This is a genomic window from Alloalcanivorax marinus, from assembly GCF_016785095.1.
Lineage (GTDB): Bacteria > Pseudomonadota > Gammaproteobacteria > Pseudomonadales > Alcanivoracaceae > Alloalcanivorax > Alloalcanivorax marinus_A.
Window position 1 is genome coordinate 839,039 of sequence record NZ_JAEKJB010000008.1, and the last position, 23,653, is coordinate 862,691.

The 23,653-nt window shown below is 65.7% G+C and carries 18 protein-coding genes; 7 read left to right on the top strand and 11 right to left on the bottom strand.

Annotation, left to right across the window (positions count from 1 at the left end):
* Nucleotides 1-77: 77 nt before the first annotated feature.
* The gene (locus JF515_RS10985) at nt 78-2,369 is read right to left on the bottom strand and encodes a mechanosensitive ion channel domain-containing protein (RefSeq protein ID WP_338015205.1); all 2,292 of its coding nucleotides are present in this window, start codon (nt 2,367-2,369) and stop codon (nt 78-80) included.
* Between the two features lie 302 nt (nt 2,370-2,671).
* Between JF515_RS10985 and JF515_RS10990 the strand changes: the two genes are divergently transcribed.
* From JF515_RS10990 to JF515_RS11005, 4 genes are all read left to right on the top strand, one after another.
* The gene (locus JF515_RS10990) at nt 2,672-4,405 is read left to right on the top strand and encodes an SDR family oxidoreductase (RefSeq protein ID WP_238400966.1); all 1,734 of its coding nucleotides are present in this window, start codon (nt 2,672-2,674) and stop codon (nt 4,403-4,405) included.
* Nucleotides 4,406-4,475: 70 nt separating this feature from the next.
* The gene (locus JF515_RS10995) at nt 4,476-5,321 is read left to right on the top strand and encodes a MerR family transcriptional regulator (RefSeq protein ID WP_203104107.1); all 846 of its coding nucleotides are present in this window, start codon (nt 4,476-4,478) and stop codon (nt 5,319-5,321) included.
* A gap of 233 nt (nt 5,322-5,554) precedes the next feature.
* Entirely contained in the window at nt 5,555-8,680 is a 3,126-nt protein-coding gene (locus JF515_RS11000) for a penicillin acylase family protein (protein ID WP_203104109.1), read from the top strand.
* A 193-nt stretch (nt 8,681-8,873) separates the two neighbouring features.
* Nucleotides 8,874-9,851 (top strand): NADPH:quinone oxidoreductase family protein, encoded by a 978-nt coding sequence (locus tag JF515_RS11005; RefSeq protein WP_203104111.1) that lies wholly within the window; start codon nt 8,874-8,876, stop codon nt 9,849-9,851.
* 24 nt (nt 9,852-9,875) lie between these two features.
* Here the strand turns inward: JF515_RS11005 and JF515_RS11010 are convergent, their stop codons facing one another.
* The gene (locus JF515_RS11010; protein WP_203104113.1) at nt 9,876-11,210 is read right to left on the bottom strand and encodes an ATP-binding protein; all 1,335 of its coding nucleotides are present in this window, start codon (nt 11,208-11,210) and stop codon (nt 9,876-9,878) included.
* On the bottom strand, nt 11,210-11,908 hold the full coding sequence (locus JF515_RS11015; protein WP_238400967.1) for a response regulator: 699 nt from the start codon (nt 11,906-11,908) through the stop codon (nt 11,210-11,212). Before JF515_RS11015 ends, JF515_RS11010 begins: the two co-directional genes overlap by 1 nt.
* A 179-nt stretch (nt 11,909-12,087) precedes the next feature.
* Between JF515_RS11015 and JF515_RS11020 the strand changes: the two genes are divergently transcribed.
* A complete protein-coding gene (locus tag JF515_RS11020; RefSeq protein WP_203104115.1) occupies nt 12,088-12,912 on the top strand; it encodes an MlaA family lipoprotein in 825 nt (274 codons plus the stop codon).
* Complete coding sequence (locus JF515_RS11025) at nt 12,909-13,163, top strand: hypothetical protein (RefSeq protein WP_203104117.1); 255 nt, start codon at nt 12,909-12,911, stop codon at nt 13,161-13,163. Before JF515_RS11020 ends, JF515_RS11025 begins: the two co-directional genes overlap by 4 nt.
* 44 nt (nt 13,164-13,207) lie before the next feature.
* Here the strand turns inward: JF515_RS11025 and JF515_RS11030 are convergent, their stop codons facing one another.
* Both JF515_RS11030 and JF515_RS11035 read right to left on the bottom strand, forming a co-directional pair.
* Nucleotides 13,208-13,648, bottom strand: a complete 441-nt coding sequence (locus tag JF515_RS11030; RefSeq protein ID WP_203104119.1) for an acyl-CoA thioesterase — start codon at nt 13,646-13,648, stop codon at nt 13,208-13,210.
* 8 nt (nt 13,649-13,656) lie between these two features.
* On the bottom strand, nt 13,657-14,946 hold the full coding sequence (locus JF515_RS11035; protein WP_203104121.1) for an ABC transporter substrate-binding protein: 1,290 nt from the start codon (nt 14,944-14,946) through the stop codon (nt 13,657-13,659).
* 222 nt (nt 14,947-15,168) lie between these two features.
* Between JF515_RS11035 and JF515_RS11040 the strand changes: the two genes are divergently transcribed.
* A complete protein-coding gene (locus JF515_RS11040) occupies nt 15,169-16,779 on the top strand; it encodes a class I adenylate-forming enzyme family protein (RefSeq protein WP_203104123.1) in 1,611 nt (536 codons plus the stop codon).
* 15 nt (nt 16,780-16,794) lie between these two features.
* Here the strand turns inward: JF515_RS11040 and JF515_RS11045 are convergent, their stop codons facing one another.
* The 6 genes from JF515_RS11045 to atpD all read right to left on the bottom strand — a co-directional run bounded on the left by JF515_RS11045 (nt 16,795) and on the right by atpD (nt 23,624).
* Entirely contained in the window at nt 16,795-18,216 is a 1,422-nt protein-coding gene (locus tag JF515_RS11045) for a phospholipase D family protein (protein ID WP_203104125.1), read from the bottom strand.
* Nucleotides 18,213-18,377: a hypothetical protein gene (locus JF515_RS11050; RefSeq protein WP_203104127.1), complete on the bottom strand. Its 165-nt coding sequence runs from the start codon at nt 18,375-18,377 to the stop codon at nt 18,213-18,215. The genes JF515_RS11045 and JF515_RS11050 overlap by 4 nt, the downstream gene beginning before the upstream one ends.
* Nucleotides 18,378-18,475: 98 nt before the next feature.
* Nucleotides 18,476-20,308 (bottom strand): glutamine--fructose-6-phosphate transaminase (isomerizing), encoded by a 1,833-nt coding sequence (glmS, locus tag JF515_RS11055; RefSeq protein ID WP_203104129.1) that lies wholly within the window; start codon nt 20,306-20,308, stop codon nt 18,476-18,478.
* Nucleotides 20,309-20,336: 28 nt separating this feature from the next.
* Nucleotides 20,337-21,695: a bifunctional UDP-N-acetylglucosamine diphosphorylase/glucosamine-1-phosphate N-acetyltransferase GlmU gene (glmU, locus tag JF515_RS11060; protein ID WP_203104131.1), complete on the bottom strand. Its 1,359-nt coding sequence runs from the start codon at nt 21,693-21,695 to the stop codon at nt 20,337-20,339.
* Nucleotides 21,696-21,791: 96 nt separating this feature from the next.
* Nucleotides 21,792-22,217 (bottom strand): F0F1 ATP synthase subunit epsilon, encoded by a 426-nt coding sequence (locus tag JF515_RS11065; protein WP_203104133.1) that lies wholly within the window; start codon nt 22,215-22,217, stop codon nt 21,792-21,794.
* A gap of 21 nt (nt 22,218-22,238) precedes the next feature.
* Nucleotides 22,239-23,624 carry a F0F1 ATP synthase subunit beta gene (atpD, locus tag JF515_RS11070; RefSeq protein WP_203104135.1) on the bottom strand — a complete coding sequence of 462 codons (1,386 nt, stop codon included), beginning with the start codon at nt 23,622-23,624 and terminating at the stop codon, nt 22,239-22,241.
* Nucleotides 23,625-23,653 lie beyond the last annotated feature (29 nt).

Genomic DNA, 23,653 nt, shown 5'->3' on the forward strand with positions numbered 1-23,653 from the left:
ACGCCGGCTTTTTTTGTTCATCGCGCACGACGCTACCTCCATAGCGTAACGGCCCGGATGGAGAGGGCAAACTCGGATCAGCGACCACCGTCCTGGGTATCCACCACCCTGCCGTCGCCGAGCAGGCGCACATTGGCGGCCGGCGCGGAGCCGTCCTTGTCCTCGCCGAAGTACAGCGTGGTGTGCGGGAACGGGATCTCGATGCCGGCCTCGTCGAAGTACTTCTTGACCAGCCGGTTATAGGCACGGCCCACCGCCCACTGCATGCCCGGGGACGCCTTGATCACCACGCGGATGTTCACCGAGCTGTCGGCCAGGGCGGTGACGCCGGCCACCGTCAGCGGCGCCAGGATGTGCTCCTTCATGGGCCCTTCCTTGAGCTCCTCGAAGGCCGCCTCCAACTGCACGATGGCGTCATCGATGCTCTCGCGATAGGCGATGCCGTACTCACCCACATGGTTGCCGAATTCGCGGGTGTAATTGGACACCGCGCCCACCGCCGAGAACGGCACGATGTGATAGGTGCCGGCCAGATCGCGCATGGCCACCGAGCGGATGCCGACCCGCTCGACGGTGCCGGAATTGCCGCCGGCGCTGACGAAATCGCCGGTATTCATGGCGTTCTCGAGCTGAATGAAGACACCGGTGATCACATCCTGAACCAGCTTCTGGGCGCCGAAACCCACCGCCAGGCCAAGCACGCCGGCGCCGGCGATCAGCGGCGCGATATCGATGCCGATCTCGGAGAGCACAATCATCGAGGTCATGATGATGATGGCGATGGCAAGGGTGGTATGAAACAGGCCCATCAGAGTTTCGGCACGGGCCGCCGCGGCCGGGTCGGCGCCCTCCTTGGGGCTGAGCTTGTGCTCAAGCAGGCTGGCCAACCCGATCCAGACCAGGGCCGCCACCGCCAGGATCACCAGCACGTCGATCACCGCGCTTACGGTGCGACCGCCGGCCTCGGAGGCATACCAGGCGGCCAGGTCATAGACCCGCCAGGCGTCCAGCACCAGCACCGCCACCAGCACCAGCAGCAGGGCGCGGATGATCTTCAGCCCGGTGGGCACATAGGTATTCACCCGGGCCTGCAGACGCGGCATGGCCGTGTTAAGGCGCTCCGAAAGATGGATCTGCTTGCCGATCAACTGACTGAGCACCACGGAAATCAACAGACCCAGACCGGCGTAGACCACCGTCAGCAGGGTCGCCATGGCCACGAAGGGCAACGCCGACTCCGGGTCCACCACCGTCACCGCGAACACCAGCACCGCATAGGCCAGGGCCAGTACGTGCCAGAGGCGGCCCAGCAGCCTCAACAGCAAGGCGCCGGGACCGGAACCTTGCTCGGCACGGGCGAACAGGCGGTCACGCAGGACGGTGCGTTTGCGGAGGATCACCGCCACCGCGTAAATCAGCGCCAGCAGCATGATCAGGGTACCCACGCCGGAACCCAGCGTCGGCGACAGGTTGAAATTCAATACCGGCACCAGTACCAGCATGCCGTAACCGATGAAACCCGCCAGGCTGGCCAGGAAGCGGTTGCAATAGCGCGCCTGATCGGCGGCCACCGGCACCAGGCGCAGCCCTTCATAGCCGGAGGAAAACAGCATGCGCAGGCCGGCCTTGAACAACTCCACCACCAGGAAGGCATTGAGGAACAGGGCCAGACGGGTGGCGTCGGCGTTCACCTCGTTGACCAGCAACGACGACACGAAGCCACCGGCCAGATAGGCCAGCGCCACCACCACCACATCGACGAGGGCGGCCACCGCCACGGCCATGATGGTGCGCAACATGGCGAACTTTTCCGAGCCACGCAGAGCCCAGCCACTCAGAGCCCGGAATGAGGGGCGCGCCACCGCGCGCAACACCAGGAACACCAGGAAGGTGGTGATCACCAGAATCGCCAGGTTGACCGCGGCGGCGCCGGCTTCCTGCATGTCCACCGGCGCCAGGCCGGCGCGTTCGTCGACCGCCTCGCCGGCGCCGAACAGCCCGCCCAGAGCGGCCCCCAGCGCGGCGAACTGGTCGCCCATGTTGGCGGCCAGATGGCCGGTGGTGGCGGCCATGCGGCGGGCGAAGGAAACCTGTTCAGGGCGCTGGTTACTGGGCGCTTCGGCGGCGATGTCCGCCGGCGGCGGCGTGCCTTCCGGCGCCGGAGACGGTTCCGTGCGGGCCGCCTCCAGGTGGCGCAATTCCTCGATCAGGGCGGTGCGCGATGCCTCGTCCTCAAGCAGGTTCGCCAGGGTACCGTAGGCCGGCCCGGCGTCGGTCGCCGGTTCCGCCAGCGCCGGCGGCGCGAACGTCAGGATCAGCAGGGACAGCAGGCCGGCGAGGCCCGCGGACAGTAGACGGTGTGTAGGCACGCTTACCCTCCTCATTTTTCAACGGTACGCCTTGCGGAGCGTGATTCCGGGGGGACCCTAAGCAGGCCGGCGGCATCATCGGGTGAAGGCCACGGCAAGGAGCGGTCGCGAACGATGCCCCGATACAGGGCACAACGAGAACACAACCGCCCCTCACGGGGCTCCCACCAGAAGGTAAAAGAGCGCAAAATTGACATCGGCCAATGGCTCATTCACGGTCGCACCCCGGCGCACCGGCGAATGGTCGCCCGGCGCCCAGGCCGCAGAATGGGCCCTCACGCCGGTAACGCGAAAGAGGATCAATGATGGATCAGTGGCAACACCGCACGGTGATTCGCGACGGGATCAATCTGGCCGTGCGGGGTCGTGGCGACCCCGCCGCGCCCACGGTGCTGTGCGTGCATGGTTACCCGGACACCGGCGAGGTGTGGGACGCCCTGGCCGATGCCCTCGGCGATGGCTACCGCGTGGTCACCTATGATGTGCGCGGCGCCGGTGCCTCCTCCGCCCCCCGCCCCCTGGCCGCCTACCGCCTGGCCGAACTGCGCGACGATCTGTTCGCGGTAATCGACGCCCTGAGTCCGGAGCGCCCGGTGCACCTGGTCGCCCATGACTGGGGCTCGATCCAGAGCTGGGAGGCGGTCACCGAGCCCGGCGCGGAGCGCCGTATCGCCTCCTATACCACGCTGTCCGGCCCCTGCCTGGACCATGTCGGGCAAAGTCTGCGCGCCGCCGGCGACCCGCTGGCCAGCCTGCGACAACTGACCAAAAGCTGGTACATCGGCGCCTTTCATCTGCCAGGACTGGCGCCGCTGGCCTGGAAGCTGGGCCTGGGCGACGCCTGGCCCGGCCTGCTGCGCCGCACCGAGGGCGTGAAGGCCAGCCCCAGCGCCACCCAGAGCCGCGACGGCGCCCAGGGCGTGGCACTGTACCGCGCCAACATGCTGCCGCGTCTGCTGCGCCCCCGGGAACGCCGCACCAATATCCCGGTGCAACTGATGGTGGCGCGCCGCGACCGGTATGTGGGGCCGGGTTTGCTCGAGAACCTGCCGGAGTGGACCAGCCGGCTGTGGCGCCGGGAGCTGAACACCGGTCACTGGGGCCCGCTGCTGACCCACGCCCCGGTGACCGCCGACTATCTCAAGGAATTCATCGCCCACGTGGAAGGCGCTCCGGAGAGCGCCCGTCTGGCCCGGGCCCGGGTACGCGCCGATGCCGGCCCGGACGCCGGCAAACTGGTGGTGATCACCGGCGCCGGCTCCGGCATCGGCCGGGAAACCGCCCTGGCGTTCGGCGAGCGCGGCGCCACCGTGCTGTGCACCGACATTGATCCGGATTCGGCGGCGGCCACCGCCGAGGCGGTACGGCAGGCCGGCGGCACCGCGCTGAGCCGCAAGACCGACGTGGCCAACGCCCGCTCCATGGAAGCGCTGGCCCGCTACGTGGAGCGCGAACTGGGCGCGCCGGACGTGGTGGTCAACAACGCCGGCATTGGCCTGGCCGGGCCGCTGCTGGACACCAGCGTGCAGGACTGGAAGCAGGTGCTGGACGTGAATCTGTGGGGCGTGATCCACGGCTGCCGGCTGTTCGCCCGGCAGATGATCGATCAGGTCAAGGCCGGGCATATCGTCAATGTGTCATCGGCCTCCGCCTATCTGCCGTCCCGGGCATTGCCCGCCTACGCCACCAGCAAGTCGGCGGTGCTGATGCTCACCGAGTGCCTGCGCGCGGAACTGGCGGAACAGGGCATCGGCGTTTCCGCGATCTGCCCGGGCCTGATCGACACCCCGATCACCGGTCGCGCCCGCTTCGTCGGCGTCGACGAAGAGGAGCAAAGCCGCCGCCGCGAAGCGGCGCAGCGCCTTTACCGGCGCCGGGGGTTCACCCCGGACCGGGTGGCCCGGGCAATCGTTGGCGCGGTGCGGGACAACCTGGCCGAGGTGCCGGTAAGCGTGGAGGCCAGCGGCATGCGCTGGCTGGGCCGGCTGGCGCCACCGCTGGCCCGGCGCCTGGCGCGGCTGGACGTGGCGCCGTGAACCGGCATCCCGCCCAAGGGTCGCCACGCCGTTCGTGGCGCGTGAAGACGAACCGGTCTATGATTTCGGCATGACTGCTTCCCGCAAATCCCCGGCGGCCATCCTGCGCCGCCTGACCCAGAATGCTCCGGATACCCCGGAGGTGGATCAGGCGCTCCGGGAGCGCCAGGAATTCACCATCGACAAGCTGGCCCGCGAGGCCGGCTCGACGGTGCGCAACGTGCGCGCCTACCAGGACCGGGGCCTGCTGCCGCCGCCGGAGAAGCGCGGCCGCACCGGCATTTACACCGACGTGCATCTGGCGCGGCTGAAAATCATCGGCGCCCTGCTGGAGCGCGGCTACACGCTCAACAATATCCGCGACCTGCTCAGCGCCTGGGAAGAAGGCCGCGACCTCAATGATATTCTCGGCCTGGAGGTGGCGGTGACCTCCTGGCAAAACCCCAGTGTGCCCTCCTACCTGGACTACCAGGATCTGATCGACGATTTCGGCGAGGACATCACCCCCGAGGTGATGACCAAGGCGGTGACGCTGGGCTACATCATCCCCGAGGGCACGCGCCTGCGGGTGCCCTACCCGCGCATCTACAACGCCGGCAAGGAGCTGGTGGAAAACGGCGTGCCCCTGGACGCCGTACTCACCCATGTACGCCTGGTGCGCGGTGAAGTGGACAAGCTCGCCGAGCGCTTCATCGACATGATCGTCGAGCATCTGGTGGACGAAAAATACGGCCCCAACAGCCTGCCGGAAGGCGACGACGTGGCCCGGCTGGCGGAGTTCATCACCCGTATCCGCCCGCTTGCCGAAGCGGTGGTCAACGACGAGCTGGGCCGGGTGCTGGAAAAGAGCATCAACAAGGTGCTGGTGGACCGGCTCGAGAACGTGCTCGACCATCTGGAACGCAAGCAACCCTGATCAACGCCGATCACGGCTGAAGCCGCTCCTGCGAATCGGAGCATTCCTTGTAGCGGCGCCTTCAGCCGCGATGCCTCGCCGACAATCCCTTCTTGATTCCTGCCCCGGGTATTACAACCGGTAGCGTTTCGCTGCACTTTTGTTGCACTGCCTCCCCTTCCTCGCACGTTCGTGCAAATCTGATCAGTCCATAACCAACTCCCTCCCTGAAAAACAAGAAATCCGGAGGCACTATGAAAATATCCACATTATTGTTCGGGCTGATCCTGGTGGGCCTGCTGACCGCCTGTGGCGGAGGCGGTGGAGGTGGCGGGGGCGCCGACCCCCAGCCCAACGAACCCGATCCCCAGGAGCCCGAACAGCCCCAGGAACCGGAGGAGCCGGCCCTGCCCGAGGACCGCCCGGCAACGGTAAGCGCCCCCTACGCGGATTATGGCCGGGTGCTCAACATCCTCCCCCCGGGTCAGGACGACAACGGTGGCCTGAGCAACCTGACCGCCGACATTCCCGGGCTGTCGGACCTGATCAGCGGTCTGCTCGACGACCTGGTGGCGGAGACCGGCCTGGTACCGGCGCTCACCAAGGAACCTCACTTCGACGACCAATTGGGCCTGTACGACGCCCTGGTGCGCAGCCCGGAGGGGCTCACCGACAACGATCTGACCGGCTACTTCAAGCCGGCGCCATTGAGCGCCCCGGACGGCGGCGCCTGGGAAAGCGAGATCACGGTCAGCGGCGAGGGCCGCACCGTGACCATCAAGCGCGACGACTACGGCGTGCCGCACATTTTCGGTGACAGCCGCGCCAACGCTCTGTTCGGCGTTGGCTACGTGACCGCCGCGGACCGCCTGTTCCTGCTCGACGTGTTGCGCCGCGCCGGGCGCGGTGAACTGTCCCGCTTCCTGGGCCCGGCGGATTTCTCCTTCGACCGCGATATTGCCGTCGACGCGCCTTACCGGGAAGAAGACCGCACCGCCCAGATCGCCAACACCGTGGCCCGCTTCGGCGACGACGGGGCCCAGGTCTACCAGGACGCGGTTCACTACGTGGAAGGGCTTAACAACTACGTGGCCAAGGTACAGAGCGGCCTGCTGGAAGCGCCCATCGAATATCTGGGCCTGGGCGTGCAACTGGAGCCGTTCGTCATCGAGGACGTGGTGGCCATCGCCACCCTGATCCAGGGCATCTTCGCCGGCGGTGGCGGCAACGAGCAGGCCAATGTGCTGCTGCTCCAGGCGTTGCGCCAGGAAACCGGCTCCGACCAGGCCGCTTGTGATCTGTGGCGGGATTTGCGCCATGCCACCGATGCGGATTCAACAGTCACCACCGACCGCTCTTTCGCTACCCAGTCACCACCGGCCATTGATCAGGATCTGTGCCCGCTGTCCGGCGAGCTGGCGGGACGCTTCCCCGGCGCGGTGATGTTCGACGCCGGCACCTGGCAGCCCTACGAACCCCTGACCACCGCCCCCTGTGGCCGGCCCGGCCAGGACACCTGCCCCACGGCGGCGGGCAACCTGCCGGCGCTGCCCGGCACCGGCGTGGTGGGCGGCCTGCTGGAGGCGGTGGGAGATCTGCTCGGCGGCCTGTTGTCGCTGTCGTCCCTGGACGACGGCGAGCTGGCGGCACGCTGGGCGCGCGTGCGCATCGAGGTGGACCGGCTGGGCCACGACCAGCCGGCGGCGAGCCCGGCACCGGGGGCGCTCAGCGACGAACAACGCCTGGCCGTGCGCGAACGCGTGCAACGGCTGGCCACCGGCGTGGCCGGTCTGCGCGAGGGCTTCCCCAACGCCATTTCCAACGCCCTGCTGCTGACCGCCGAACACAGTGCCAGCGGTCGGCCACTGGCGGTATTCGGCCCACAAACCAGCTATTTCGTGCCGCAACTGCTGCTGGAAATGTCGGTGCATGGCGGCGACATCAATACCCGGGGCATGACCTTCACCGGCCTGCCCTATGTGGTGATCGGCCGTGGCCCGGATTTCGCCTGGAGCGCCACGTCGGGCAGCTCCGACCTCACCGACGTGCGCGCGGTATCGCTGTGCCAGCCCGCCGAACCGCCGGCCCACGGCGAAGGCGGCTACCGGGTGAACGGACAATGCCAGCCCTTCGACGTGATCGAGGACAGCTGGCCGGCGCGCTGGAACCTGGCGGTGCCCACCGACGACCCGGCCAGCATCGGGCAGAACTTCGCCGTGCACCGGCGCGTGATCCGCACCGCCGAATACGGCCCGGTGATCGGCTTCGCCGCCGTCGGCGGCCAGCCGGTGGCCCTGACCCGGCAGCGCAGCACCTATTTCGCCGAGCTGGATACCGCCCTGCCGTTCATGCAGGCCACCCGCAACGACGTCCACGACGTGCGCAGCTTCCAGGAGGTCTTCAACAACACCACCGGCAGTTTCAACTGGTTCTACATCGACGACCGCGACATTGCCTTTTTCCATTCCGGCCTCTATCCGCAACGGGCACCGGGCGTGCATCCGGAACTGCCCAGTTGGGGCAACGGGCAATTCGACTGGCGTGGTTTCCTGCCCCTGGAGGCGCACCCCAACGACGCCAATCCGGCACGCGGCTACCTGGCGAGCTGGAACAATCGCCCGGCCCGGGACTGGTGGGCCGCCGACGCCAACGCCAGCTACGGCCCCACCCATCGCAACGACATGCTGGAAGTCCGCCTGCGCGACCTGGTGGATCAAGGCGGCGTGACCCTGGCCAACCTGGTGGAGGCCATGGGCGACGCGGCGGTGGTGGACCTGCGTGGCCAGGAGGTGCTGCCGCGCGCGCTTGATCTGCTGGAAACCACGCCGCTTACCGGCGACGAAGCCTCGGTGCTGGAGCTGATGCGTGACTGGGTCGCCGGCGGCGCCTTCCGGCGCGACCGGGACGGCGACGGCGACTACGACGCGGAAGCGGCGGTGGCGCTAATGGACGCCTGGTATCCGCGCATGATCGACGCCCTGCTGCCCCAGCTCACCGCCGTGGAGGACGTGGGCGGCCACAACCGCTCACTGATGGGCCGCGACAACAAGCCCGGGAACATGGGCTCGGCATACCAAAGCGGCTACTACGGCTACCTGGAGCGGGTGCTGGAGCAAGCGCTGGGTACCAGCGAAACGCCCTACCGGGCCTTGCGTTGCGCCGACAGCGAGCAGGTGGAAAACTGCCGCCAGGCCCTCGCCCGGAGCCTGAGCCAGGCCCTGGATGACCTGGGCGGGCTGGCCAACCTGGACAACTGGGACGTGGACGAAAGCGCCGACAACATCCAGCACCGGGCCATCGGCCTGTCGTCGGTGCCGGGTATTCACTGGCAGAACCGGCCCACCTTCCAGCAGGTGGTGGAGTTCACCAACCATCGATAGATAGCGGCCTGGCGGCCGGGATACAGGATGAAGTGATGGCGTAGAGCCGTTCCTGCATCCTGTATCCTGCCCGCCTGTATCGCTTTTCTTTATTCATTCCATTCATGCCCCCTGATGAGCCTTATGCATTTGTTTAATCCGGGGCCCGGGTTTAGCGTGTCCGTTTCACTGTATTAAAGTTCGGGAGAGACGCATGCGCGCCATTCTGTGCAAGGAACTGGGACCGGCGGACAAGCTGGTCATCGAGGACGTGCCCTCGCCGGAGGTGAGCGGTGACGGGGTGAAGGTAAAGGTGAAGGCCGCCGGCCTGAACTTTCCGGACACTCTGATCATCGAGGGCAAGTACCAGATCAAACCGGAGCTGCCGTTCTCCCCCGGGGGTGAAATGGCCGGCGAGATCGTCGAAGTGGGCCCGGATGTGAAACATCTGAAGCCCGGCATGCGGGTCATGGGCCTGACCGGCTACGGCGCCTTCGCCGAGGAAATGGTGGTGGCCGAGAACCGGGTGATTCCGGTGCCCGACAGCATGAGCGATGAAACCGCCGCCGCCTTCAGCATGGTGTACGGCACCAGCTACCACGCGCTCAAGCAGCGCGCCAACATCCAGCCCGGGGAAACCCTGCTGGTGCTCGGCGCCAGCGGCGGCGTGGGCCTGGCCGCGGTGGAGCTGGGCAAGGCCATGGGCGCCACCGTGATCGCCGCCGCCAGCACCGACGACAAGCTGCAGGTGGCCAAGGAAGCCGGCGCCGATGAGCTGATCAACTACAGCGAAGAAGACCTCAAGCAGGCGCTCAAGAGCCGCTACCCGAAAGGCATCGACGTGATCTACGACCCGGTGGGCGACCGCTTCACCGAGCCGGCATTGCGCAACATGGCCTGGAATGGCCGCTTCCTGATCGTCGGCTTCGCCGCCGGTGAAATTCCCAGGATTCCCGCCAACCTGGCTCTGCTCAAGGGTTGCAGCATCGTCGGCGTGTTCTGGGGTGCCTTCACCCAGCACGAGCCGAAGGAGCACATCCAGAACGTGAAGGAGCTGATGCAGCTGTTCGCCGAGGGCAAGATCGATCCCCGCGTCAGCGAGGTGTTCCCGTTCGAACAGTACGAGGACGCCCTGGCGGCGCTCACCTCGCGCCGCGCCAAGGGCAAGGTGGTGCTCAAGGTCAGCGACTGATCCGGCCAGCGGAGCCCGGCGGCCTTAATCGCCGCCGGGCAGCCGGATGGTGGCGCACAGGCCACCGCCGGCCCGGTTACCGAGCGTCAGGGTACCGCCTTCCTCGACGATCAACGCCCGCGCGGTGGCCAGGCCGAGGCCGACGCCGCCGGTGGCACGGTTACGGGAAGGCTCAAGCCGGTAGAACGGCTCCATCACCTTCTCCAACTGGGTCTCCGGCAAACCCGGGCCGCGATCGCACACCCGCAGAATCACCTGCCCGCCCTCATGGCGCTGCTCCAGGGTCGCCGCGCCGGCGTACTTGAGCGCGTTGTCGATAAGATTGGTGAGCGCCCGTTTCAGGCCCCCCGGCCGGCCGAAATGCACCCGCCTGCCGCCTCCCTCGCAACTCACCGGTAACCCCTGGTCGGCATAGTCCTCCACCAGCGTCAGCAGCAACTCGCCGAGATCGAAGCAGGTCGGTGATTCCTTCAGCGTATCGTCGCGGAAGAACACCAGGGCGGCGTTGATCATTGCCTGCATTTCATCGATATCCCGAAACAGCCGGCTCTGCTGCTTGCGGTCACCGACGAACTCTCCGCGCAGGCGCATGCGCGTGAGCGGCGCGCGCAGGTCGTGGGAAATAGCCGCCAGCATCTGCGTGCGATCCGCGACCAGCCGCTGAATCCGTGCCTGCATGGCGTTGAACGCCAGGGTCGCTTCACGCAGTTCATAAGGCCCCTGCGCAGGTATCGGCGGCGCCTGAATATCGGCGCCGAACCGGCGCGCCGCGCGGGTGAACGCCTGCAAGGGCCGGGCCAGGCGGCGGGTCGCCACCCAGGCCACCAACAGGGTGGAAATCAGCACCAGCACCAGCGTCACCAGAGCCCGGGGTACCGGCTCCAGCCCCCAGCTGCGCGGCGCGATGAACGCCACCCAACTGCCGTCACGCAGCTCCAGGGCCAGCAGATAGCCCTTGTCGGCGTCGTCATCGCTACGATCTTCCGGTTGCACCACCCAGACCCCCGCGTTCTCCCGGCCCAGGTGCTCGCGCAGCGTATCGGTTCCATCATGGAAACGAAGGTCCGGGCCCTGGGGCAGGTCCAGGGTCGCCAGATCCGGGCTCCAGCGCACCCGGTAATCCGGGTCATGGCTGGTGGCCGCCTCCGCCAGCGCCGGTCGCAACGACGACGGCGCCGCTTCCAGCACCCGCGCCAGCGACGCCACCTCCCTGAGCAGATTGGTGCGATCCAGGGCCGGGCGCGCCCACACCCCGGCCAGTTCGATGAACAGCATGTTCAACATCAGCGACACCGCCATGGCGAGCACGATGGTCAACGCGATCCAGCCCACCACCGTATCCCGCCGCCGGGGTCGCATCAGCCCCGTTCCACGGCACAATCGAACAGATAGCCGCCGTTGCGCACGGTACGAATGATGGTGGGGTTACGGCTGTCCTGCTCCACCTTGCGGCGCAGCCGGCTGACCTGAACATCGATGCTTCGATCGAAGGCTTCGTGGCCCTGGCCACGCGCCAGGGTGAGCAGTTGTTCCCGGGTGAGCACCCGCTGGGGGTTGTCGAGAAACACCATCAGCAAATCGAATTCACCATTGGACAACGGCACCATGACACCGTCCGGTGTGCGCAGCTCGCGGCGGGTTTGATCCACCCGCCAGCCACGGAATGAAACCCGTGGCCCATGATCCCGCGCGCTGACCGCACTGCGGCGCAGCACCGCCCGTACCCGCGCCAGCAGTTCCCGGGCATCGAAGGGTTTGGCCACGTAATCGTCAGCGCCCAGCTCCAACCCGACAATACGGTCGCTGAGTTGATCCATGGCCGTGACCATGATGGTCGGCGTGGGGCAGGTATTGCGCATCCGCCGGCACAGATCCAGGCCGCCCTCGCCGGGCAGCATCAGGTCGAGAATCACCAGATCCGGCCGGTGACGACGCAATGCGGCCCACATGGCCTCGCCGTCGGAGGCCAGCGCCACCCGATAACCGTGCTGCATGAAAAAGCGCTTCAGCAGCGAACGTATCTCGGCGTCGTCATCGACGATCAGAAGCGTGCTCAAGGGCGGTGTCCGTTGGAAACATTCAATCCGCTAGAAAAGTACGATCAAACCCCGGGTGAACACAAATATTTCAATCCGGCAATAAAGTGTCGCCGTGGCAATCAACCGGACATACCCGGGCAAGACGCGGGCTCTAGTGTTCAATGCTCTCCCAAAGCCGGTGATGGAGTTGAGCCACCGTGATTGAACGACGCCCGCCTGCCCGGACGCGCCCGCTGATCGTGGGCCTTTTGCTGATTTTTCTGGGCGCCTGCGCCCACACGCCCGATAACAATCCCGCCGCGCCCCCCGGTGAGGTAGCGGTGCACGACCCCGCCGAGCCGGTGAACCGGGTGTTGTTCGGTTTCAACCGGGTGGTCGACAACTGGCTGCTGAAGCCATTGGCCACCGCCTATGGCTGGTTACCCGAGCCGGTCAACGACGGCGTGCACAACGTGGTGACCAACCTGAGTGAACCCGGGGTATTCATCAACGACCTGCTGCAAGGCAACGGCCGCCGTTCGGCGAACACCCTGGGCCGATTCCTGACCAACAGCACCGTGGGCGTACTCGGCATTTTCGACGTGGCCTCCCACTGGCGCATGCCCTACCACGATGCGGACATGGGCCAGACCCTGGGCGTATGGGGCATTGGTGACGGCCCCATCATCGAGCTGCCGTTGCTCGGTTCCAGCAACAGCCGGGACGCCACGGGCCGGGTGATCGGGCTGTTCCTGGACCCGTTCGGCCAGACCGACAGCGAAACCGTGGACACCATCAAGACCGGCAAGCGGGTGGCCGGAACCCTGGACAATCGCTATCAGGCCCTGCCGCTGACCGACCGCCTGGAGCAAAGCCCGGATTATTACCAGGCGATGCGCGACTACATCGCCCGTCGGCGCGCGGAGCTGGTGTTCGAGGGCCGGGTCGGCGCGGTAGCCCCGGAAGCCGCCAACGACGACGCCCCGGCGCCCACGGCGTCACCGGAACAGCGGCCCACGCCGGCCGGGGCCGAAGCGCCATGATCGGCGAACAGGAAGTGGAAACCCTGGTTCTGTCGCGCCATCAGGAGCGCGGCAGCGACCGACTGATTTACCGCGAGCGGCGGCTCAGCCTCACCGGTGATGGCCGGCTACGGCTGAACCACTACGAGGAACACTACCGCCCTTCCCGGTCACGGCGACGGGAACACAGCGTCACGGTGTCCCTGGAAGAGTTCGAACGGTGGCTGGTGAACACCGGCCACCATGAGCGGGGCTCCGGAGATCGCGACTGAAGTCGCTCCTACGACCGCTACCGTAGGAGCGGCTTCCGTCGCGATCAGCTACCGCTCTGATCGACCAGCACCTCCGGCGCCCCCTCCTCGAGAGCGGCGCGGACATCGTCCGGCACCGGGGTTTTCTCGAACGGTTCGGTGCGCATCATCACGTACACCACTTCCGCGCGGCACAATGGCGTGCCATCCGCGACCCGCGCCAGATCCATCTCCAGCACGAAAGAGGTATTGCCCACCTTGAGCGCGCGCACACGGGCATCGAGGACATCATCGAACACCGCGCTGGCGCGCCATTCCAGGGTCAGCTTGACCACCTGATTGTCCAGGCCGCGCGCCAGCAGCGCGTTGTAATCGCGGCCCAGGGCGCGCATGAATTCAGTCGTGGCCAGGTCAACGTAGTCCGCGTAACGGGCATTGAACACCACCTTCTGGGTGTCGCATTCGTTGTAGCGGACCCGGAAACGGAACCGGAAGGGTTCGCTCATGGGGTCTCCTATTCCAATTGTTCGGGGCGGTTGTGACGGCGCCGTTCCGCCAGCCATTGCTGATGTGCCGGTGCCGCGTCGTCGCCGGACATGCTATTGATGATTTCGAAGAAATTCTGCCGGTATTCGTCCTGCATCACCTGATCGCGGGGTTTGATGCGTACCGCGTAAACCGACTGCACATTCTGGTGATCGAAGGCGCGCCAGTATTGTTCGTCCTTGAGCAGACTGTAGTGGTGACCCTCCAGGGCCCGGCGCACGGAGGCGGTATTGAAGCTGTTGGCGCGCTCCACCGCATCCTTCCATTGATAGACAATACTGTAGGCGGAAGCCGCCGAGGTGGAAGGCCGGGTGCGGTAGCGCTTCGAGAAACGCTCGACGAACTGGCGACCGCGCGGGTAATCGAATTCGTAGGGCACGTTCCAGGTCCAGGGCGCGGCGCCGATCACGCCGGCCATGATGAAGGGACCGGTCTGTTCCACCATGCTCAGGGTGAGATTGGGCACCACGATCTGCATGCGCTTGGGCAGATCCATCTGCTGGGCGATGGTCATGCCATGCACCATCTGCTCGCCGAACAGCACCATCACCAACACCTCGGCGTCGCTCTCGGCGGCGGCTTTCACCGCTTCCTGGATTTCGTGATAGCGCCCCCCCGGAAAGGGCACCAGCACCGAACCATGGCGGCGTTCATCGGTGGTGCCGGTAAGCTCGCGCATGGAGGCCTCGGTGGTGTGCCCCCAGGTGTAGTCGGCGGTGACGTAGTAGTAGGTCTTGTCGCCGTATTCCCGCTTAAGGTAATCGCCCAACACGCGGGCCGCCATCCAGGCGCTGTAGCATTCCCGGAACATGCCCAGGTGGCCGTCCTTGCCGGTGGTGTCGTTGGAGTAGGTGAGCGTGCCGAAGTAGAGCAGATTGTGGCGCCGGGCCTGCTCGCTGGCGGCGATGGCCACGCTGCTGGAAGAGCCGCCGAACAGCATCGCCACCCCCTCCGCGGCCAGCTCGTCCACGTTGGCGCGGGCCCGATCCGCCTGGGAGGCGGAATCCCGGTCGAGCAGTTCCAGGGGCCGGCCAAATACGCCTCCGGCGGCGTTGATCTCTTCCACCGCCATCAGGGCGCCACGCTTCTGCATCAGCCCTTCTTCCCGGTATTCACCGGTGTGCGGGTAATTCAGCCCCAGTTTCACCGGCGCCGCCGCGCCGGCCACGCCAGCCCAGAAGGCGGCGCTCAGTACCAGCACGGCGGCGGCCAGCCGCGACACGCGGGTCCGGACCCGCTCCCCATGTTTGCATTCCATGACCATCCCCTCTTTTTATTATCGTCATTGATCCGCTATTCCGAGCATTAGCACAGGCTCTAGGTAGAGGTTATTAGCCATTGGTCGATCCGGCTAACGGTTTTGTCACCTGGCGGTATTGAGCGAGGACATACCCAATAGTATGCTCGACGGCCTAATTTAAAACAAAATTCCACAATTGACGGCCAGAGGCCCCGCGCCACCGGCCTTCGGGAGAGTTCGATGACCTCTATCAGTGATGCCATGCCGGTATACGCCCCCTCCCTGCCGGAAGATGATTTCGTCTCCATCCCTCAACGGTTGCAGGAACTGGCGGACCGGCAGCCGGACCATCCGGCGGTCCACGACGAGACCGGCACGCTGACCTGGCGGGAGTTCGTCGACGGCGTCAACCGGGTCGCCAACCGGCTGCGCGCGGCGGGCCTGAGCAGGGGCGACACCGTGGCCGGCCTGTCCGAGAACAACGCCCGTTACCTGACGCTGTTCATGGGCACCCTCACCGCTGGCGGCTGCATGGTGCCGCTGTCCGGCATGGCCGCCGGCGAAACCCTGGCGCTGATGATCAACGACTGCGACGCCCGTTTCCTGTTCGTTTCCGACAAGCACCGGACCTTGATCGAACCGCTGTTGGACAGCCTGCACAACGTGGACCCGGCCCAGCGCGTGGCGCTGGATTTCCAGGGGCGGGGCTGGCTGGGCTTCGAGGAGTGGCTGGGCGACGCCGGCGCCGGGGCCCCGGACCATACGCCGTCCCTGAACGATCCGTTCAACATCATCTACAGCTCCGGCACCACCGGCGTGCCCAAGGGTATTCTCCATGATCACCGACTGCGTGCCCGTCACGTGGAACGCGGCCATGCTCTGGGCTATGACCAGAGCGCGGTGACCCTGGTGTCGACGCCACTGTACTCCAACACCACCCTGGTGGCGGTGCTGCCCACCCTGTTCGGCGGCGGCACCATCGTCAGCATGGCAAAGTTCAATGCCCATCGTTTCCTGGAGCTGGCCGAGGAATATCGCGCCACCCACGCCATGCTGGTTCCGGTGCAGTACCAGCGCATCCTGGCTGAGCCGGACTTCGACCGCTTCGACCTGAGCAGCTTCAAGATGAAGTTCTCCACCAGCGCGCCGCTGCGTGGCCATGTGATCGCCGACGCCATGAAGCGTTGGCCGGGCAACATCATCGAGTTTTACGGCCTCACCGAGGGCGGTGTCACCACCACCCTGAACTGCGCCGAGAACCCCACCAAATGGGATACCGTGGGCAAGGCCAGCCCGGGCTGCGAGCTGCGCATCATCGACGAGGACCTCAAGGAAGTGCCGGCCGGTGAAATTGGCGAGATCGTCGGCCGCAGCGGTGCCATGATGCGCGGTTACTACAAACGCGAAGGCAAGACCAATGAGCTGCTGTGGACCAGCCCGGACGGCGAGGTGTTCTACCGCACCGGTGACATGGGGCGCCTGGACGAGGACGGCTTCCTGTCGGTGCTGGACCGCCGCAAGGACATGATCATCTCCGGGGGCTTCAATATTTACGCGGAGGATCTGGAGCGGGTGCTGCTCAAGCACGAGGCGGTGGCCGACGCGGCGGTGATCGCCATTCCCAGCGAGCAGTGGGGAGAAACACCACTGGGGCTGGTGGTACTGGCCGAAGAGGCCGATACCGACCTGGAGACAATCCTCGAGTGGGCCAACGAACGCCTCGGCAAGGGCCAGCGCCTGTCCGGGCTGGAGCGCCGCGATGAGCTGCCGCGCAGTACCATCGGCAAAATCCTCAAGCGCGAACTGCGCGACCCCTACTGGAAGGATCGCGAACAGGCCACCCGGGACTAGCAGGGCCCGTTCACACTACAGCAGCCTTTCGATCGGCAGCAGGCCGAAGAAACGCGACGCCAGCCAGCGTGCCTTGGTGACCTGGGGTTCCCGGTGTGATTGCACCGGCCCCCGGGCATCACCGGCGCCCCACACCAGACGCCGGCGCTCGTCCAGGCTCACCCGATAGCTGTTCTGCGGCGCCATGCCTTCCTCCACGAACGCCGCCACCCGGGCCGCCAGCGCCTCGGAATTCACGTAGTAGCCCATCTCCGTGTTCAGGTTGGCCGAGCGCGGGTCCAGATTGAATGAACCCACGAACAGCTCGCGGCGGTCCAGCACCATGGCCTTGGTGTGCAGCGCCGACTTTGAGTGCCCCGGCTTCAGGCGTGCAAGATGGCGGCCGGTACGCGCATTGGGCTGCAGCTCATGGACTTCGACACCGGCCTCCACCAGGGCGCGCCGATAATGCGCGTAGGCGGCGTGGGCGGCAATCACATCGTTGGTGGCCAGGCTGTTGGTGAGCAGCCCGATGCGGGCGCCGCGACGGTGCAGGTCGGCCAGGGTGGCGACGAAGTCCTCGCCGGGGATGAAATAGCCCGCTTCGATCAGGATTTCGCGCAGTGAGCGCCGGCTGAGCAACCTTGCCAGTTGATCGCCCATCAAACGCTGGGTGGCGCCTTTGGCCTTGTCCGGCGGGTCGAACAATAGTGCCGCCGGGGCCTGGATCTGGCGCTCGTCGGCGGCCGCCACCACCGCCTGGGAACGCTCAAGATCCTGTTCGTAATGATATGGAAACCCGTCCAGGTCACGGCGCCACGCCTGCAGCTCGTCCCAGAGCCGGTCAGCGTCCGCCTCCGAGCGATGCTTGAGCTGTCGCAGGTGCACGGTGACGTCGCTGTTCCAGTAGCTATCGAAGGCGGCTCGGGTTTCCTCGACGATCGGGCCCCGGGCATACATATCCAGATCGCGAAAGTTGGCGTCCGGGTGCACCCCGAAATAATGCTCGGAGATGTTGCGGCCACCGACGATGGCGTGTTCACCATCGGCGATCCAGGCCTTGTTGTGCATGCGGTGGTTGAGGCGCGGGGCGTGATAGAGCCACTGAATAATGTGCTTGTAGCGGCCCCGGAACGGATTGAACAGGCGGATCTCCACCTTGGGGTGGGCGTTGAGGGCCGCCCATTTGACGTCGCGCCCGAGCTGGTTGGCGTGGTCCAGCAGCAAGCGCACGCGCACGCCGCGTCTTGCCGCCTCAAGGGCACGGTGCACCAGCAGCTTGCCGATGGTGTCGTCGTCCCAGATATAGTATTGAAGGTCCAGGGTCTTTTCCGCCAGCCGCGCGGTGGCGGCCCGCAGGGCGAAGGCTTCCTCGCTGTCGGGCAACAGGCAGAACCGGGATTGGCGAACCCGCGACGTGGGCGCGTCGGCGCCTTCCCGGTCGGCGCGGTCACTCATGCTTTGGGCTTCAGGCTGTCGCGAATTTCTCGAAGCAGGATGATGGCTTCCGGGATCTCCGGGGTGGGCGGCGTGGCCACCGGCGCCGCTTCCTCTTCCCGGCGCTTCATGCGGTTGAGGCCGCGCACCGCGAATTCGCGGAATTCCTTCATGATCGCCATATCGTTCCCTTCCTGTTCAGGGTCCGGGCCGGGTCAGAAATCATCTTAGCCCGGATGGCGCCGCCGGCAAATCACGGCCACGAAAACAACGAAAACGATTACTCCACGGTCACCGATTTGGCCAGGTTACGGGGCTGGTCCACGTCGGTGCCGCGCAGCACCGCCACGTGGTAGCTGAGCAACTGCAGGGGCACGGTGTAGACGATCGGCGCGATGCTTTCCGGCACCGCCGGCAGGTGAAGCACGTGAATGCCCTCGCCGTCGGACACCCGGGCGTGCTTGTCGGCGAACAGATAGAGCTCGCCGCCACGGGCGCGTACTTCCTGGAGGTTGGACTTGAGCTTTTCCAGAAGCTCATCGTTGGGTGCCACCGCCACCACCGGCATTTCCTTGTCCACCAGAGCCAGGGGGCCGTGTTTCAGTTCACCGGCCGGGTAGGCTTCGGCATGGATGTAGGAGATCTCCTTGAGCTTGAGCGCCCCCTCCATGGCCACCGGGAACTGCACGCCACGGCCCAGGAACAGGGTGTGATGCTTCTCCACGAAAGCCCGGGACAGCGCCTCGATGGGCTTGTCCAGGGCGGCGGCCTGTTCGATCAGATTGGGCAGCTGGCGCAGCTCGTCCAGAATCTCGCCGATGCGTTCATCGCTCAAACCATGGCGGCGGCCGAGCGCCAGTACCAGCATCATCAAACCGGCCAGCTGGGTGGTGAACGCCTTGGTGGAAGCGACACCGATTTCCGGGCCGGCCTTGGTCAGGAAGGTGAGCTCGGACTCGCGCACCAGGGAAGAGCCGTCCACATTGCAGATCGCCAGCCGGCCCACGTAGTTGTCCGAGTTGGTGTCGCGCAGGGCGGCCAGGGTGTCGGCGGTTTCGCCGCTCTGGGAAATGGTCACGAACAGGGTACCTTCCGGTACCACATGCTGGCGGTAGCGGAACTCGCTGGCCACCTCCACCTGGCAGGGCAGGCCGGCCATGGCTTCCAGCCAGTACCGCGCCACCATGCCGGCGTGGTAGCTGGTGCCGCAGGCAACGATCTGCACCGTCTTGACCCGGTCGAAAATAGCTTCCGCCCGTTCGCCAAAAGCGGCGCTGACCGCGTCCGGTGATTCGATGCGATCCTGCAGAGTGCGTTGAATGGCCGCCGGCTGCTCGAAGATCTCCTTCTGCATGAAGTGCCGGTATTCGCCTTTCTCCACGTCCTCGTGGGCGCCGTCGAATTCGTGCACCTCCCGTTCCACCGGGGTGCCGTCCACATCGACGATGGCGACCCGGTCGACGGTCAACTCCACCAGATCCCCTTCTTCCAGGAAGATGAAGCGGTTGGTCACCGGCAGCAGGGCCAGTTGATCGGAAGCCACGTAGTTCTCGTCGATGCCCAGGCCCACCACCAGTGGCGAACCGGAACGCACCGCCACCAGGCGGTCCGGCTCGCGTTGGTCAATCACGCCCAGCGCATAGGCACCCTGCAATTGTTTCACCGCCTTCTGCACCGCCCGCAGGAGGTCGCCGCCGGTTTCTTCCAGAGTACGGTGCACCAGGTGGGCGATCACCTCGGTGTCGGTTTGTGACTGGAACCGGTAGCCCTCGGCTTCCAGCTCGTCCTTGAGTTCCTGGAAATTCTCGATGATGCCGTTGTGCACCACCGCCAGACCATCACCGGACAGATGCGGATGGGCGTTCGCCTCCGAGGGGCGGCCATGAGTGGCCCAGCGGGTATGGGCGATCCCCAGAAAGCCGGCGCTGTTTTGCGCGTGTACCGCCTCCTCGAGGGCGGCCACCTTGCCCTGGCGGCGCACCCGTTGCAGGCCGTTGGCATTGACCAACGCCACGCCGGCACTGTCGTAGCCACGGTATTCCAGCCGTTTGAGACCGGTAATCAGAATATTGGTGACATTACGCTGGGCAATGGCGCCGACGATTCCACACATGAACCTTTCCTTTCGTTCCGCCGAAACCCTATTTCTTGGTGGGGCGCGGCCAGTTTTCAATGTTGCGCTGCTGGCCCCGCGCCACCGCCAGCCCGTTGTCGGGCACGTCCTTGGTGATCACGCTGCCGGCACCCACGGTGGCATTTTCGCCCACCGTCACCGGCGCCACCAGGGAACTGTTGGAACCGACGAAGACACCGTCCTTGAGCACGGTCTGGAACTTGTTGACGCCGTCGTAGTTGCAAGTGATGGTGCCGGCGCCCACATTGACGCCTTTGCCGATGCGGCTGTCGCCGATGTAGGTCAGATGGTTGACCTTGGAACCTTCCCCGATGACGGCTTTCTTGGTTTCCACGAAGTTGCCAATCTTGGCGCCACCGGCCAGCTCGGTGCCCGGGCGCAAGCGGGCAAACGGGCCCACCTGGCAGTGATCGCCCACAGTGGCGCCGTCAATCACGGAATGGGGTTCCACCACCACGCCGGCGCCAAGCACCGCGTCGCGGATCACGCAGTGCGCGCCCACGCGCGTACCCGGTCCGATGGACACCCGCCCTTCCAGAATCACGTTCACATCCAGCGTCACGTCGCTGGAGACCTCCGCCTCGCCACGAATATCAAGGCGGGCCGGGTCGAGCACGGTGACGCCGGCGCGCATCAGCGCCTCGGCACGCACACCCTGGTAGACCCGTTCCAGGCGCGCCAGTTGCACCCGATCGTTGACGCCGTCCACTTCCCAGGCGTGGTCCGGCTGGTCCACCACGATCTCCATGCCGGAATCCACCGCCATGGCGATCAGGTCGGTGAGATAGTACTCACCCTGGGCGTTGCTGTTGGAAAGCCGGGGCAGGCTGTCGTTGAGGAAGCGGCGGGTGCAGGCGAGGATGCCGGTGTTGATTTCGCGGATGCGCTTTTCATCGTCGCTGGCATCCTTTTGCTCGACGATGCGGGTCACCCGGTCGTCGCCGTCACGCACCACCCGGCCGTAGCCGGACGGATCGTCCAGTTCCAGGGTCATCAGCGCCAGGCTGTGGTCGTTGACGCGATCCACGAAGCGACGCAGGGTCTCCGGCTGAATCAGCGGCACGTCACCATAAAGCACCAGCACCACATCCTCATTGAGGTGGGGCAGCGCCTGGGCCACGGCATGGCCGGTGCCGAGCTGCTCGGCCTGCTCCGCCCATTGCAGACGCTCGCCGGAAACCGCCTCGCGAACCCGGTCTCCACCGTGGCCATGGACAATCACCGTGTTGGCCGGCGATAGCGCGCCGGCGGCGTCGACCACATGCTGCACCATGGGCCGCCCGGCGATCGGATGCAGCACCTTGGGAAGCTCGGATTTCATGCGGGTTCCCTTGCCCGCGGCGAGAATCACAACCGCTAAACTCATACTCCGTTCCTTTGAGTTCCGTTGTCCGCTGTGGCGGCTACAAAAAAGGGCGGCCCGTAGCCACCCTTCTTCGTAACCTTGCCGGCCGCTCGCGTATTACCGCTTGGCCATTTTCTTGATCTGCTCGATGGTGCGCAACCGGGCGGTCGCCTCGGCCAGCGCGGCGGCGGCGCGGGTGTAGTCCATTTCCGCGTTCTTGCCTTCCAGGGCATCCTTGGCGTGCTGCTTGGCGCGCTCGGCGTCCGCTTCGTCCATGTCCTGGGCGCGCTCGGCGGTGTCCGCCAGCACGGTGACCAGTTTCGGCTGCACTTCCAGGAAGCCGCCGGAGACGTAGAACACCTGCTCTTCGCCGTTCTGCGTTTTCACACGCACCGGGCCGGGCTTGAGGCGGGTCAGCAGCGGAGCGTGACCGGGCATCACGCCCAGGTCACCTTCCACGCCGGCGGCCACTACCATTTCCACCAGGCCTGAGAACAACTGTCTTTCGGCACTAACAATGTCGCAATGCACGGTCATCGCCATTTGGGTTCCTCCCCGTGCAGGTTACTTGTCACCGCGTTGGTTGTAAGCCTCTACAACTTCGTCGATGGAGCCCTTCATGTAGAAGTCCTGCTCGGGGATGTGGTCGTAGTCACCGTTCAGGATACCCTGGAAGGAACGGATCGTCTCCTTCAGCGATACATATTTGCCCGGTGAGCCGGTGAACACTTCCGCCACGAAGAACGGCTGGGACAGGAAACGCTCGATTTTCCGAGCCCGGGAGACGGTGGTCTTGTCGTCCTCGGAGAGTTCGTCCATGCCCAGGATCGCGATGATGTCCTTGAGCTCCTTGTAGCGCTGCAGCACGGTTTGCACGCCGCGAGCCGCTTCATAGTGCTCCTGGCCAATCACCAGCGGATCGAGCTGGCGGGAGGTGGAATCCAGCGGGTCGATCGCCGGGTAGATACCCTTGGAGGCGATGTCCCGGCTCAGTACCACGGTGGCGTCCAGGTGGGCGAAGGTGGTCGCCGGGGACGGGTCGGTCAAGTCATCCGCGGGTACGTATACCGCCTGTACGGAGGTAATGGAGCCGGTCTTGGTGGAGGTGATCCGCTCCTGCAGGACGCCCATCTCTTCCGCCAGGGTCGGCTGGTAACCCACCGCGGACGGCATCCGGCCGAGCAGCGCGGATACTTCGGTACCGGCCAGGGTGTAACGGTAGATGTTGTCCACGAAGAACAGCACGTCGCGGCCTTCGTCCCGGAACTTCTCGGCCATGGTCAGACCGGTCAGCGCCACGCGCAGACGGTTACCCGGCGGCTCGTTCATCTGACCGTAAACCAGGGACACCTTATCCAGTACGTTGGAGTCCTTCATCTCGTGGTAGAAGTCGTTACCCTCACGGGTACGCTCACCCACGCCGGCGAACACGGAGAAGCCGGAGTGCTCGATGGCGATGTTCCGGATCAGCTCCATCATGTTCACGGTCTTGCCCACGCCGGCGCCGCCGAACAGGCCGACCTTACCGCCTTTGGCGAAAGGACACACCAGGTCGATCACCTTGATGCCGGTTTCAAGCAGTTCGTTGGTGGCTGCCTGATCCGCGTAAGAGGGCGCTTCACGGTGGATGGCCATGCGCTCGTCTTCACCGATGGGGCCGGCTTCGTCGATCGGGCGACCCAGCACGTCCATGATCCGGCCCAGGGTCTTGGTGCCCACCGGCACCTGAATCGGCTCGCCGGTGTCGGTCACGTCCAGGCCCCGCTTCAGGCCTTCGGTGGAGCCCATGGCGATGGTGCGCACCACGCCGTCACCCAGCTGCTGCTGAACTTCCAGGGTGGTTTCGGTACCGTCCACGGTGAGTGCGTCATACACCTTGGGCACGGACTCGCGCGGGAATTCGACGTCGATCACAGCACCGATGATCTGAACAATACGACCGCTACTCATGCTTGCATCCTCTTAACTTGCGTTTCTCG

Bases quoted from the DNA above. Each gene is read 5' to 3' on its own strand.
- JF515_RS10990 (WP_238400966.1), top strand. From the start codon at position 2,672: ATGATGGATCAGTGGCAACACCGCACGGTGATTCGCGACGGGATCAAT.
- JF515_RS10995 (WP_203104107.1), top strand. From the start codon at position 4,476: ATGACTGCTTCCCGCAAATCCCCGGCGGCCATCCTGCGCCGCCTGACC.
- JF515_RS11000 (WP_203104109.1), top strand. From the start codon at position 5,555: ATGAAAATATCCACATTATTGTTCGGGCTGATCCTGGTGGGCCTGCTG.
- JF515_RS11005 (WP_203104111.1), top strand. From the start codon at position 8,874: ATGCGCGCCATTCTGTGCAAGGAACTGGGACCGGCGGACAAGCTGGTC.
- JF515_RS11010 (WP_203104113.1), bottom strand. From the start codon at position 11,210: ATGCGACCCCGGCGGCGGGATACGGTGGTGGGCTGGATCGCGTTGACC.
- JF515_RS11025 (WP_203104117.1), top strand. From the start codon at position 12,909: ATGATCGGCGAACAGGAAGTGGAAACCCTGGTTCTGTCGCGCCATCAG.
- JF515_RS11030 (WP_203104119.1), bottom strand. From the start codon at position 13,648: ATGAGCGAACCCTTCCGGTTCCGTTTCCGGGTCCGCTACAACGAATGC.
- JF515_RS11035 (WP_203104121.1), bottom strand. From the start codon at position 14,946: ATGGAATGCAAACATGGGGAGCGGGTCCGGACCCGCGTGTCGCGGCTG.
- JF515_RS11040 (WP_203104123.1), top strand. From the start codon at position 15,169: ATGACCTCTATCAGTGATGCCATGCCGGTATACGCCCCCTCCCTGCCG.
- JF515_RS11045 (WP_203104125.1), bottom strand. From the start codon at position 18,216: ATGAGTGACCGCGCCGACCGGGAAGGCGCCGACGCGCCCACGTCGCGG.
- JF515_RS11050 (WP_203104127.1), bottom strand. From the start codon at position 18,377: ATGGCGATCATGAAGGAATTCCGCGAATTCGCGGTGCGCGGCCTCAAC.
- glmS (WP_203104129.1), bottom strand. From the start codon at position 20,308: ATGTGTGGAATCGTCGGCGCCATTGCCCAGCGTAATGTCACCAATATT.
- glmU (WP_203104131.1), bottom strand. From the start codon at position 21,695: ATGAGTTTAGCGGTTGTGATTCTCGCCGCGGGCAAGGGAACCCGCATG.
- JF515_RS11065 (WP_203104133.1), bottom strand. From the start codon at position 22,217: ATGGCGATGACCGTGCATTGCGACATTGTTAGTGCCGAAAGACAGTTG.
- atpD (WP_203104135.1), bottom strand. From the start codon at position 23,624: ATGAGTAGCGGTCGTATTGTTCAGATCATCGGTGCTGTGATCGACGTC.